Here is an 11,908-nt window from a genome sequence, read left to right as displayed (position 1 = left end):
CTGAGATCGGTTAGTCGGGTGTTTGGGTTTCGGCGTTCCGGGCCAGCTGCTCGCGGGCTTCGGTCAGCGCTTTTTGCGTGCGGTCTACCCGGTCGTGATTCTTGGCAACGGCCCGTTCGAGTTTGTCCACGTTGTCGGCCTGCTGGGCTTTGGCGTCTTCCAGCATGCCCTGCATGGTTTCAAGTTTTGCCTGGGCCTGGGTCAGCTGCTTTTCCAGTGCCTCAAGATCGGGTTTCTCCACCGCCGACTCCGCAGGGGCAGCGGCAAGTTCCTTGGCGGTAGCGGCAGCCTCGGTCTTGGCCTTTTTGCGGGCCAGGGCCTGTTGCACCAACGCCGACTTGGCAGATCGCTCGTCTACGGCCTCGCCCTCGGCGGCGGCTTTCTCGGCCTCGGCTTTCTTCTTCGCCTGGGCTTCGGCCGCGGCCTTGGCGCGCTCTTTGCGCCGTAGTTCTTTTTCCTGCTGCTCCCGCTCCAGGCGCTCCTGACGCGCTTCAAAACGCTCGCGAGCACGATCGGCCTTCAGCTGTTCCGCCCGCTGCACGCGAATTTCACCCTTGGCATAGCGGTAGTACTGGACCAGCGGAATGGAGCTGGGGCAGACGTAGGAGCAGGCCCCGCATTCGATGCAGTCGAACAGATTAAGGTGTTCAGCCTTTTCAAACTCGGTGGCCTTGGAGTACCAGAACAGTTGCTGTGGCAGCAGTTCCATGGGGCAGGCCTCGGCACACATGCCGCACCGGATGCACGCCTGCTCCGGTGGTGGTGCCGGCAGCTCGCTGGCGGTGGCGGCGATGACACAATTGCTGGTTTTCACAATGGGCACGGCGGTGGTGGTCAGGGTGTAACCCATCATCGGGCCGCCCATCACCAGCCGGTTCACCTGGTCCGGTTGCAGGCTGGCCTGCTCCAGCAGGTGCTGCACCGGCGTGCCGATCAGGGCCTCAAAATTACCGGGCTCGCGCACCGCTTCACCGGTGATGGTAATGGTGCGGGAGATCAGCGGCTTGCCTTCAAATATCAGCTGGGACATCGCCACCGCTGTGCCGATGTTCTGGCACATCACCCCAATATCCGCGGGAATGCCGCCGCTGGGCACTTCCATGCCGGTGAGGATCTGTATCAGCTGTTTTTCGCCACCGGAAGGGTACTTGGTCGGAATGACCGCCAGTTCTATCTGGGTGCCTTCTGTGGCGGCCCTGAGGGCGGCAATGGCCTCCGGCTTGTTGTCTTCAATGCCAATCACGCAGCGTTCAGGTCGCAGCAGCCACGCCATCACCTTGAACCCGGCCAATACTTCCTCGGCCCGCTCGCGCATGGTCATGTCATCGGCGGTGATGTAGGGCTCGCATTCGGCACCGTTCAAGATCAGCGTTGCCACCTTACGATCCCGGGGCGGTCGCAGTTTGATGTCGGTGGGGAAGCCGGCGCCGCCAAGGCCAGCGATGCCGGCGTCGCGAATCATATCCAGGACCTGATCCCGTTCCAGGCTGCGGTAGTCGGCAAATGGTTGCAGCTCAACCCACTGGTCTTCGCCGTCGGGGCGCAAGGTAATGCACCAGTCGGTCATGCCGGACGGGTGTGGCACCGGCAACTGGGCAATACTCTCGATAATACCGGAGGTGGGTGCATGCACCGGAACGCCCAGGCCATTGGTGACATCGGCAACCTTCTCGCCTTTCAGCACCCGGTCGCCAACCTTGACCAGCGCGGTGGCGGGCTCACCGATGTGCTGCTGCAGGGGCAGTATCAGATGCTCCGGCAGGGCGGCTACCCGGATTGGCCGGGCAGTGGACTGGTGCTTGTTTTCGGCCGGATGGATACCGCCACTGAAATCCCATAACTGCGTCATCAGGCACTGGCTCCCTGGCGATCGGTGGCAATCACGCCACTGGCGGGCGGCGTCCAGGTCCAGGTGCGGATGTCGGGTTCGATGGTGATCATATCAATGCAGTCGACCGGGCAGGGATCGACGCACAGGTCGCAGCCGGTGCACTCGCTCTCGATGACCGTGTGCATGTGCTTGGCGGCACCGAGGATGGCATCAACGGGGCAGGCCTGGATGCACTTGGTGCATCCGATGCATTCATCTTCCCGAATCACCGCCACACGCTTGGCCTGTTCGACACCGTGTTCGGCATCCAGGGGCTGGGGCTCAACGTCGAGCAGGTCGGCCAGGGCCTTGATGGTGGATTCACCGCCGGGTGGGCACTTGTTGATGGCATCGCCATCGGCAATGGATTCGGCGTACGGACGGCAGCCGGGAAAGCCGCACTGGCCGCACTGGGTTTGTGGCAGTAGCGAATCAATCTGCTCCACCAGGGGATTACCCTCAACCCGGAATCGCTCCGAGGCAAAGCCCAGCAGACCACCAAAGACCATGGCCAGAGCCAGCAGGACCAGAACCGCAATGATAATGCCCGTCCACATACAACCCGTCTCCGTTACACGCTGACCAGGCCGGTAAAGCCCAGGAACGCCAGTGACATCAAGCCTGCGGTTACCATACCAATGGCAGCACCGCGGAACGCCACTGGTACATCAGACACCGCAATGCGCTCACGCATGGCCGCGAACAGCACCAGTACCAGGGAGAAGCCGGCGGCAGCGCCGAAGCCGTACAGGACAGACTCAACAAAGTTGTTGTTCTTGTTGAGGTTAAGCAGTGCCACACCGAGTACCGCGCAATTCGTGGTGATCAATGGCAGGAAAATACCCAGCACCCGGTAAAGTAGCGGGCTGGTCTTGCGCACCACCATTTCAGTGAACTGGACCACCACCGCGATCACCAGAATGAAGGTGATGGTTTTCAGGAACGCCAGGTCCAGCGGTGCCAGCAGGTAGGTGTAGGCGAGGTAACTGCACACCGATGACAAAGTCAGCACAAAGGTGGTCGCCAGCGACATGCCCATGGCGGTTTCCAGCTTGCCCGAAACCCCCATGAAGGGGCACAGGCCGAGAAACTGCACCAGCACGAAGTTGTTGACCAAAATGGTGCTGACCAGAATCAGCAAATACTCTGTCATCGGAGTGTCTCCGCCGTTATCGGTGCGTGTTCAGCACTTACATAATCCGCATGCCGGGCGTGGCACCGGAATCAGGCGAGAGGATGAAGATGTCCTCACCACCTGGCCCTGCGGCCAGCACCATGCCTTCGGACAGGCCGAACTTCATCTTCCGTGGCTTAAGGTTGGCGACCATCGCGGTTAGCCGTCCTTCCAGATCCTCGGGTTTGTAGGCCGACTTGATGCCCGCAAACACATTGCGCTCACCCTCACCAATGTCCAGGGTCAGGCGCAGCAGCTTATCGGCACCTTCAACGTGTTCTGCTTTGACAATCTTAGCGACCCGAAGGTCCACTTTCGCGAAATCGCCAAATTCAATCTCGTCTGCCACCGGCTCCAGATCTGCTTTGGGCTCTGGCGCAGGTTTCCCGATTGCAGCCGGCAGCTCTTCCTTGGAAGCGTCGAGCATTTTCTCAATCTGTGCCATGTCCACCCGGTTCATCAGCGGCTTGAACTTGTTGATGCCGTGATTCTCCAGCCGCTGCTCCCGGCCATTCCAGTCCAGCTTGGCATTCAGGAAGGCTTCGGAAGCCTTGGCGGTTTCCGGCAGCACCGGCGCCAGGTAGGTCATCAGCAGGTGGAACATGTTGATGGCGTTGGTGCAGATGGCCTGCAGGTTCTCGTCCTGGCCTTCCTGCTTGGCAATCACCCAGGGCTGCTCGTCGTTGACGTACTGGTTGGCGATGTCCGCCAGTTCCATGATCCGCCGCATGGCACGGCCGAATTCCCGGGCCTCGAAGAAGTCCTCGATCTCCTTGCCGGCCTCCACGAACTCGCGGATCTTGTCGTGTTCGGTGACCTGGCCCAACTGTCCGTCGAAGCGCTTGGTGATGAAGCCGGCGCTGCGGCTGGCAATGTTGACCACCTTGCCGACCAGGTCCGAGTTCACCCGGGCCGCGAAGTCTTCCAGGTTCAGGTCCATGTCATCCACACCACCGGTGAGCTTGGCGGCGAAGTAGTAGCGCAGGTACTCCGGGTTCAGATGATCCAGGTAGGTGCGGGCCATGATGAAGGTGCCGCGGGACTTGGACATCTTCTTGCCGTTCACAGTTACGAAGCCGTGAGCCCAGACCGCCGTTGGCGTCCGAAAACCGGCGTCGTGCAGCATGGACGGCCAGAACAGCGCGTGGAAGTTGATGATGTCCTTACCGATGAAGTGATACACCTCGGCGGTGGAATCGGCCTTCCAGAAGTGCTCGAAATCAATGCCTTCGCGATTACACAGATTCTTGAAGCTGGCCAGGTAGCCAATCGGAGCGTCCAGCCAGACATAGAAGTACTTGCCCGGTGCGTCTGGAATCTCAAAGCCGAAGTAGGGTGCATCACGGCTGATGTCCCACTCTTGCAGACCGGCGTCCAGCCATTCGGCCAGCTTGTTGGCAACCTGGGGCTGAAGCGTGCCACTGCGGGTCCAGTTGGCCAGGAAGTCTGCGAAGTCGGGCAACTTGAAGAAGTAGTGCTCGGACTCTTTCTCAATCGGCGTGGCACCGGACACGGCTGAGCGCGGGTTGATCAGCTCCGCCGGGGTGTAGGTGGCACCACAGGCCTCACAGTTGTCGCCGTACTGGTCCTCGGTCTTGCACTTCGGGCAGGTGCCCTTGATGAAGCGGTCAGCCAGGAACATGTTCTTTTCCGGATCGAAAGACTGGGTAATCTTGCGCGTGGCAATGTGCCCGTTTTCCTGCAACTGACGGTAGATGTACTCGGAGAACTGACGGTTTTCCTCCGAGTGGGTGGTGTAATAGTTGTCGAACCGAATATGGAAGCCGGCAAAGTCCTGCTGGTGCTCATCGCGGATACGGTCAATCAGCTCCTCGGAGGTGATGCCTTCGCGCTCGGCGCGGAGCATAATGGCAGTGCCGTGGGCATCATCGGCGCAAACGTAGTAGCAATTCTGGCCCCGCATATTCTGGTAGCGCACCCAGATGTCGGTCTGAATGTATTCCAGCAGGTGGCCCAGATGAATGGGGCCGTTGGCGTAGGGAAGGGCGCTGGTGACCAGAATGTCGCGCTGTTGCTTTGGACTCGCTTGCGTCATGGTGTGTCCGAACCTTTCTTCAGAGTAGGGGTTGTGTGGTCAGAAACGGGCACAGATGATACCTTCCGAGCAGATATTTTTCACCCGAATCCCCTGATTCCGTGCTTAAAATGAAGCATGAGCTTATTCCGGAGAACCTGATGACACAGATTTCAGAGCAGGCCCTGCAAACGGCGATTCGCGAATACCGCGATCCGTACCTCCAAAAGGACCTGTACGAACTGGATGCCGTAAAGGCGTTGAGCACCGATGAGGCCGGCAAGGTCACGCTGATGGTCGAGCTGCCGTACCCGTCCAAAGGCATTGCTGGCGCGTTGAAACAGCTGGTGTCGGTGGCTCTGGAAAACGTGGATGGCGTAGAAAGCGCCGAGGTTCACGTCGGCCAGAAGATCCACTCCTACAAGGTGCAGAAAGAACTGCCATCGGTACCGGGTGTGAAAAACATCGTTGCCGTGGCGTCCGGCAAGGGCGGCGTTGGCAAATCCACCACCGCCGTCAACCTGGCCCTGGCCCTGCACGCCGAAGGCGCCCGCGTCGGCATCCTCGACGCCGACATCTACGGCCCGAGCATTGGTATGATGCTGGGCGTGCCCGAAGGCAAACGCCCGGACACCCGCGAAAACAAATACTTCGTGCCTATGGAAGCCCACGGCCTTCAGGCCAACTCCATGGCCTTCGTGGTTACCGACAAAACCCCCATGGTCTGGCGTGGCCCGATGGTCAGCGGCGCGGTCATGCAACTGCTGCAACAGACCCTATGGAACGAACTCGACTACCTGATCGTCGACATGCCGCCGGGCACCGGCGACATCCAGCTCACCCTCGCGCAAAAAGTCCCGGTTACCGGTGCGGTAATCGTCACCACGCCCCAAGACATCGCGCTGCTGGACGGCAAGAAAGGCATCGAAATGTTCCGTAAAGTCGACATTCCGGTGCTGGGTGTGGTCGAGAATATGAGCGTGCACATCTGCAGCAACTGCGGCCATGAAGAGCCTTTATTCGGCCACGGCGGCGGCGAGCGCATCGCCGACGAGTACGACACCACGCTGCTGGGCCAGCTACCCCTGCACATGACCATCCGCGAACAAACCGACGGCGGCGAGCCCTCGGTGGTGGCCGAGCCGGATTCTGAAGTAGCACGCCGCTACCGCGACATTGCCCGCCGGGTAGGTGCCGAGCTCTCCACTCGCGAGCGTAACCTGACCGGTTCTATCTCCAGCGTGTCCGTTACCGAGCACTGACCCGGAACGTCCGCGGGCCAACTGCTCCAGGTTCGATCGCGGGCGCAGGATGAGCCGCTCAAAAATCTCGTAGGCCAAGGACGGCCGGAGAGAAGCACACAGGGATGTGCTTGTCGCGGTTTTTGAGCGGCTCATCCTGTGCACGCAGCCCCCGAACTGCTCACATTAGAGGCCTTCGACAGCGTGCCGAGTAACGGGTAAACTACGCCCCAATTTTTCCAGTGAACACGAGACGTCACCCATGAGCATCAAATCCGATAAGTGGATTCGCAGAATGTCCGAGCAGCAGGGCATGATCGAACCGTTCGAAAGCGGTCAGGTCCGTGAATCCGAAAAGGGCCGTGTTATCTCCTACGGCACCTCCAGTTACGGTTACGACGTACGCTGCAGCAACGAATTCAAAATCTTCACCAACGTTCACTCCGCCACCGTCGACCCCAAGAACTTCGACGAAAACAGCTTTGTGAACTACACCGGTGACGTCTGCATCATTCCGCCGAACTCCTTCGCCCTGGCGCGCACCGTCGAGTATTTCCGCATACCGCGCAGCGTGCTCACTATCTGCCTTGGCAAATCCACCTACGCGCGCTGCGGCATCATCGTGAATGTCACGCCGCTTGAGCCGGAGTGGGAAGGCCAGGTGACTCTGGAGTTCTCCAACACCACCAACCTGCCGGCGAAAATCTACGCCAACGAAGGTGTGGCGCAGATGCTGTTCTTCGAATCCGACGAAGTCTGCGAAACCAGCTACAAAGACCGGGGCGGCAAATATCTGGGCCAGACCGGCGTGACTCTGCCCAGGACATGAACGCCAACCAGTTTTTAAAAGCCGTTTCCCAGCTGCAGGGATGGCGCGAATGCGCCTTCCTACTGTCGCTCGCCGAGCGCTCATTCCCCAACTACGCCCTGTTTGCTGATGCCGTTGGCCTGAAAACCGGCGCCAAGATGCGGCAGATGCTGGATCAGGGCTGGGGCATGCTGCAAGAGGATGTCGCGGAATCCGCCATTCCCCAGCTCTTGGCCAAGCTTGAAGCCCTGTCTCCGGATGTGGAAGCCTACGACGCCTATGGCGTGTACCCGGCCTTCGATTTCTGCCAGCTGCTGGAACAGGCCCTGCTGAATCGTCTGAACCCGGCCAAGCATCGCGCCACCGAGGCCTCCCAGATGGCCACCGGCACGGTGATGAGCTTCATAGAGATGTCCGAGGGCGACGAGCTCGATGAAGACGGACTGGTGCGCCTGCTGGAGGTGCACCCGTTGATGAAAGAAGATAAAGCCTTTCAGCGTGATCTGGTGCTGGCCCTGAAGCGTCAGCGCACACCCACGCAGCAGTTTACCGAAGGCCTCCGCATCGACGCTGCCAACGACGGCGTCAGCAATCTTGGAATTTCCCTGACCGAATAACGGCACAGCAAGCCGCTCGCCAAAAGAGCGGCTAGACTGTCGCTGCCACAGAACGATAAATTTACCGGGTGTGCATAACGGATTTTACGCCATGAAGCTCTCTGCATTTGGTCGCAAGTTCACCGCCGATGCCGGCATAACCTCACTGATGGACGACCTAGGCAACGCCATGGCGTCCGGCGACGACATGATCATGATGGGGGGCGGCAACCCCGGGCACATACCGGAAATCCAGGAGCGCGTGCAGGAAATTCTGGCCAACATCAGCCAGAGCGAATCCGACGTCCGGCGATTGGTCGGGGTTTACGATCCGCCCCAGGGCGAGAAACAGTTCATTGCTGCGCTGGCGGAGCTGCTCCGCCAAGAGTATGGCTGGGATCTGGAGCCTGAGAACATAGCCCTGACCAACGGCAGCCAGGCGGCCTTCTTCATGTTGTTCAACATGTTCGGCGGTGACTATGGTAACGGGCAGCACAAGCACATTCTCTTGCCCCTGGCGCCGGAGTACATCGGTTACGCCGATGCCGGTATCGAGCCGGGCCTGTTCCATGCCGTTCAGCCTGACATTTCCTTCACCGATGCTCACGAGTTCAAGTACCGGGTCGATTTTGACGCCGTGGAAGTGACCGGTGAAACCGGCGCCATATGTGTTTCCCGGCCGACTAATCCGACCGGCAACGTGATCACCGACGACGAACTGGCGCGACTGGAAGTTCTCGCTCGCGAGCACGATGTGCCGCTGATCGTTGACGGCGCCTACGGCACGCCATTCCCAAACCTGCTGTTTGTAGACGCCGAGCCGACCTGGAATGAGCAGATTATTCTCTGCCTGAGCCTATCCAAGCTGGGCATGCCCGCCGCCCGAACCGGTATCGTGATTGCCGCGAAACCGGTCATCAAGGCGTTGTCGGGGGTGAATGCAATTATGAACCTGGCCACGGGCAGTTTTGGTGCCATGCTGGCGGAACCATTGGTTCGCTCTGGCGACCTGCTGTCACTAAGCCGGGACGTGGTATGCCCGTTCTACAAGGCGAAGATGGAGAAAGCCGTGGCGGCGTTCCGTGACGCCATGGGCGAGGACAGCTGCCGCTGGTACATCCACAAGCCGGAAGGTGCCATGTTCCTGTGGCTCTGGTTCCCGGACCTGCCCATCACCAGCCTGGAACTGTATGAGCGGCTGAAGGCGCGGGGTGTTCTGGTGGTGTCCGGTCACTATTTCTTCCCGGGCCTGCCCGAGGACGATTGGCGGCATCGGCACGAATGCCTGCGGGTTACCTACTCCCAGGACGACGAACGGGTAGCAGAGGGGCTCCGGATCATTGCTGACGAGGTCAAAGTCGTCTGGGCGGAAGCGGGGAAGAGCGCCTAGCCGCCCAGGTCTGACCGGTTGAGCCGGAGTTCGTAGCGACTGCCATCGGGTTCGGTCTGGAGCAGTCGCACCAGCAGGAAGTCTTCTTCCGGCGCGAACCACATCAGGGTTTCGCGCTTGGAGCCTTCATCCCGCACTTTCTCGGCCTTCAAAGTGGTGATGGAGCCCCTGTTGGTTTTCATGGGTTCCTGATCGAGCACGGCGAATCGGTCCTCATCGTAATCGTCGCCATCAATCACCTGATAGGTTATGTCGCGCTTGCCGGATTTGATGTCCTGGCTCAGTTGCAGTTGAAACCCGAGCGGATCCAGTGCGCCCTCGCGAAGCTCCAGTTTGAACGGCTTGCCCTCATCCTCGCCGGTGGCGACTCCGGCATCCCAGTCAAAATCAATGCTCTGTTTCCGATTCTTGATCAGAAAACCCGACAGTCGGTAACGGTAGCGCAGCGGGATAACCTGGTTATTTTCCCATTTCAGGATCAGGGATTCATCGATGTTGGCGATGAATGAATCCACATCGGTACGGTACAGCCAGACGTTTCCATTTTGTTTTGTCAGTATCCGCTTCGCAGTGCCGTTCAGGGTGACGCCCTTGTCCATGGACGCGGTGTAGGTAACTTCGTAGGGGGCAAGTTCGGCGCCGGGTTGCTGGGTGTCAACCGTAAGCTGGGTGTCGGTAGAAGGCTGGCTGGCCAGGGCGGGAGCCGTGAGCAGTCCAATGATCAGCAGGATGGCCGTTCGGCTGATAGAAGAATTTGTGGTTGTTCGATTCAAATGCATATCGGGTAACCCTGAAAAAGCTGTCTTTTATGGCGACAGTTTAGCGGGTTACTCGATAGTGCAAGATGACAATCCGTTCAGGGTGCGACTCAGTTATCAGGCAACCGCATCGGTTTTTTCAGTAGTTCACCGTCGAAGGTGACGTAATCGCTGCCCAACTGAATGCGACCCTCGCAGAACCAGCGCACAACGATCGGGTAAAGGATGTGTTCCTTTTCCTGAACTTTTTCCGCCAGACTCTCGGCCGTGTCATCCGGTGCCACGGCAACCTCTGCCTGGGCGATGACAGGGCCGCCATCCAGCTCTTCGGTGACGAAGTGCACCGACACGCCGTGCAGGGCGTCGCCGGCATCCAGGGCTCTCTGGTGGGTGTTCAGTCCGGTATATTTCGGCAGCAGAGACGGGTGGATGTTGAGCAGCTTGCCGCGGAAGGCGCGCACGAAGTCCGTGGTCAGGATCCGCATAAAGCCGGCCAGCACCACCAGATCCGGGTTGTGGCGCCGAATCTCCTGCATCAGGGCACCATCAAACTCCTCCCGGGAGTCGTATTTGGTGTGGTCCACCACGAAGGTTTCGATGTGGGCCTGGGCTGCGCGCTCCAGTGCAAAAGCGTTGGGCCGGTTGCAGCCAACCGCACCGATCTGGCCCGGGAAATCCCGCTCCCGGCTGGCCTCAATCAGCGCCTGCAGATTGGTGCCGCTGCCGGAAGCCAGCACGAGGATGGTGGGCAGTGGGGGCTGATCTGCATTCATGCCGACAACATTCCCGGTGCATAGCGCACAGTCGGTTCTTCATCAAGGTCGCTTGTGCTTTCAACCACGCCGACCTGCCAGGCGTTTTCGCCCAGCGCTTTCAGGGTGTCCAGGGTTAAGTCTTTCTGATCGGCCGGAACGCAGACGATCATGCCAATGCCGCAGTTGAAGGTGCGGTACATTTCTTCGTCAGCAACACCACCGGCTTCCTTGAGCCACTGAAATACCGGGGGCAGGGTCCAGCTGGCGGTATCGATTGCCGCCACGCTACCGTTTGGCAGTACCCGGGGAATATTCTCTGGCAGGCCGCCGCCGGTGATGTGAGACATGGCGCGGACATCCACCTGACGGATCAGCTGCAGCAGGTTTTTTACGTAAATTCGGGTCGGTGCCATCAGGGCGTTGGCCAGGGTGGTGTCGCCCATGGGCTGGTCCAGATCGGCGTTGCTGACGTCGATGATCTTGCGAATCAGCGAATAGCCGTTGGAGTGTGGGCCAGAGGAGCCCAGCGCCAGCAGTACGTCGCCGTTCTGGACCCGGCTGCCGTCGATGATGTCAGCGCGTTCGGCGATACCAACGCAAAAGCCGGCCAAATCGTAGTCGTCGCCTTCGTACATGCCCGGCATTTCTGCGGTTTCACCGCCTACCAGGGCGCAGCCAGACTGCTCACAGCCCTCGCCAATGCCTTCCACTACCTGGGTCGCTACGTCGACGTTGAGTTTGCCGGTGGCGTAGTAGTCCAGGAAAAACAGCGGTTCGGCACCACCTACGATCAGGTCGTTCACACACATGGCCACCAGATCAATGCCGATGCTGTCGTGCTTTTCCAGTTGCATGGCTAAGCGCAGCTTTGTACCCACTCCATCGGTTCCGGACACCAGGACTGGTTCCTTGTATCCAGCAGGGATGGAGACCATGGCGCCAAACCCGCCCAGGCCGCCTAGCACCTCCGGACGCTTGGTGCGCGCGGCAGTCTGCTTGATGCGGTTTACAAGTTCGTTGCCTGCGTCAATGTCAACGCCGGCATCGCGGTAGGTCAGGGAGGGCTTCTGTTCGCTCATGGTGTGCTTTCACCGTTGGCCAATGGGTAAGGCGGCGGATTTTAACAGGTGAGGTGAGGCGCTCCAACCTGTTATTCCCCCTATGGCGTCTGGGGCAGAGTGGCAAGCGGGCAAGGCTTTGGCATTATTGCTTTTATGAAACCCAGGGCTGCTACTCACACTTCTGGCCATGGTGTATCCTATGCGCCATTCATGCGAACTG

General features: G+C 59.6%; 11 protein-coding genes. 4 read left to right on the top strand and 7 right to left on the bottom strand.

What is annotated here, in order from left to right; all coding sequences use genetic code 11:
* Positions 1-10: 10 nt before the first annotated feature.
* Genes rsxC through metG form a run of 4 tightly spaced genes read right to left on the bottom strand, consistent with a single transcriptional unit; the run spans position 11 to position 5,100 of the window.
* Positions 11-1,849 (bottom strand): electron transport complex subunit RsxC, encoded by a 1,839-nt coding sequence (gene rsxC, locus FCS96_RS19520; protein WP_138442063.1) that lies wholly within the window; start codon positions 1,847-1,849, stop codon positions 11-13.
* Complete coding sequence (rsxB, locus tag FCS96_RS19515) at positions 1,849-2,427, bottom strand: electron transport complex subunit RsxB (RefSeq protein WP_138442060.1); 579 nt, start codon at positions 2,425-2,427, stop codon at positions 1,849-1,851. Before rsxB ends, rsxC begins: the two co-directional genes overlap by 1 nt.
* A 14-nt stretch (positions 2,428-2,441) precedes the next feature.
* Positions 2,442-3,023, bottom strand: coding sequence for an electron transport complex subunit RsxA (gene rsxA / locus FCS96_RS19510; RefSeq protein ID WP_041342626.1), 582 nt, complete (start codon positions 3,021-3,023; stop codon positions 2,442-2,444).
* Between the two features lie 37 nt (positions 3,024-3,060).
* Complete coding sequence (metG, locus tag FCS96_RS19505; RefSeq protein WP_138442057.1) at positions 3,061-5,100, bottom strand: methionine--tRNA ligase; 2,040 nt, start codon at positions 5,098-5,100, stop codon at positions 3,061-3,063.
* Positions 5,101-5,240: 140 nt separating this feature from the next.
* Between metG and apbC the strand changes: the two genes are divergently transcribed.
* The 4 genes from apbC to FCS96_RS19485 all read left to right on the top strand — a co-directional run bounded on the left by apbC (position 5,241) and on the right by FCS96_RS19485 (position 9,114).
* The gene (apbC, locus tag FCS96_RS19500) at positions 5,241-6,341 is read left to right on the top strand and encodes an iron-sulfur cluster carrier protein ApbC (RefSeq protein WP_138442054.1); all 1,101 of its coding nucleotides are present in this window, start codon (positions 5,241-5,243) and stop codon (positions 6,339-6,341) included.
* A gap of 241 nt (positions 6,342-6,582) precedes the next feature.
* Positions 6,583-7,149 (top strand): dCTP deaminase, encoded by a 567-nt coding sequence (gene dcd, locus FCS96_RS19495; RefSeq protein WP_041342620.1) that lies wholly within the window; start codon positions 6,583-6,585, stop codon positions 7,147-7,149.
* On the top strand, positions 7,146-7,745 hold the full coding sequence (locus FCS96_RS19490) for a YjaG family protein (RefSeq protein ID WP_138442051.1): 600 nt from the start codon (positions 7,146-7,148) through the stop codon (positions 7,743-7,745). The genes dcd and FCS96_RS19490 overlap by 4 nt, the downstream gene beginning before the upstream one ends.
* 91 nt (positions 7,746-7,836) lie before the next feature.
* Positions 7,837-9,114, top strand: a complete 1,278-nt coding sequence (locus tag FCS96_RS19485; RefSeq protein WP_138442049.1) for a valine--pyruvate transaminase — start codon at positions 7,837-7,839, stop codon at positions 9,112-9,114.
* Here the strand turns inward: FCS96_RS19485 and FCS96_RS19480 are convergent.
* From FCS96_RS19480 to purM, 3 genes are all read right to left on the bottom strand, one after another.
* Positions 9,111-9,893 (bottom strand): DUF3108 domain-containing protein, encoded by a 783-nt coding sequence (locus FCS96_RS19480; protein ID WP_138442046.1) that lies wholly within the window; start codon positions 9,891-9,893, stop codon positions 9,111-9,113. The two genes, FCS96_RS19485 and FCS96_RS19480, sit on opposite strands and share 4 nt — an antisense overlap.
* Before the next feature lie 89 nt (positions 9,894-9,982).
* On the bottom strand, positions 9,983-10,645 hold the full coding sequence (purN, locus tag FCS96_RS19475; RefSeq protein WP_138442044.1) for a phosphoribosylglycinamide formyltransferase: 663 nt from the start codon (positions 10,643-10,645) through the stop codon (positions 9,983-9,985).
* Positions 10,642-11,706, bottom strand: coding sequence for a phosphoribosylformylglycinamidine cyclo-ligase (gene purM, locus FCS96_RS19470; protein WP_138442042.1), 1,065 nt, complete (start codon positions 11,704-11,706; stop codon positions 10,642-10,644). The genes purN and purM overlap by 4 nt, the downstream gene beginning before the upstream one ends.
* Between the last annotated feature and the right edge of the window lie 202 nt (positions 11,707-11,908).

Source organism: Marinobacter alexandrii, from assembly GCF_005871205.1.
GTDB classification, from domain to species: domain Bacteria; phylum Pseudomonadota; class Gammaproteobacteria; order Pseudomonadales; family Oleiphilaceae; genus Marinobacter; species Marinobacter alexandrii.
Note: the sequence above shows the minus strand (reverse complement) of the source record. Positions and strands in the feature narration are given on the sequence as shown.

What these genes read in the sequence shown, in the direction of transcription:
- rsxC (WP_138442063.1), bottom strand. Translation starts at nt 1,849, where the DNA reads ATGACGCAGTTATGGGATTTCAGTGGCGGTATCCATCCGGCCGAAAAC.
- rsxB (WP_138442060.1), bottom strand. Translation starts at nt 2,427, where the DNA reads ATGTGGACGGGCATTATCATTGCGGTTCTGGTCCTGCTGGCTCTGGCC.
- rsxA (WP_041342626.1), bottom strand. Translation starts at nt 3,023, where the DNA reads ATGACAGAGTATTTGCTGATTCTGGTCAGCACCATTTTGGTCAACAAC.
- metG (WP_138442057.1), bottom strand. Translation starts at nt 5,100, where the DNA reads ATGACGCAAGCGAGTCCAAAGCAACAGCGCGACATTCTGGTCACCAGC.
- apbC (WP_138442054.1), top strand. Translation starts at nt 5,241, where the DNA reads ATGACACAGATTTCAGAGCAGGCCCTGCAAACGGCGATTCGCGAATAC.
- dcd (WP_041342620.1), top strand. Translation starts at nt 6,583, where the DNA reads ATGAGCATCAAATCCGATAAGTGGATTCGCAGAATGTCCGAGCAGCAG.
- FCS96_RS19490 (WP_138442051.1), top strand. Translation starts at nt 7,146, where the DNA reads ATGAACGCCAACCAGTTTTTAAAAGCCGTTTCCCAGCTGCAGGGATGG.
- FCS96_RS19485 (WP_138442049.1), top strand. Translation starts at nt 7,837, where the DNA reads ATGAAGCTCTCTGCATTTGGTCGCAAGTTCACCGCCGATGCCGGCATA.
- FCS96_RS19480 (WP_138442046.1), bottom strand. Translation starts at nt 9,893, where the DNA reads ATGCATTTGAATCGAACAACCACAAATTCTTCTATCAGCCGAACGGCC.
- purN (WP_138442044.1), bottom strand. Translation starts at nt 10,645, where the DNA reads ATGAATGCAGATCAGCCCCCACTGCCCACCATCCTCGTGCTGGCTTCC.
- purM (WP_138442042.1), bottom strand. Translation starts at nt 11,706, where the DNA reads ATGAGCGAACAGAAGCCCTCCCTGACCTACCGCGATGCCGGCGTTGAC.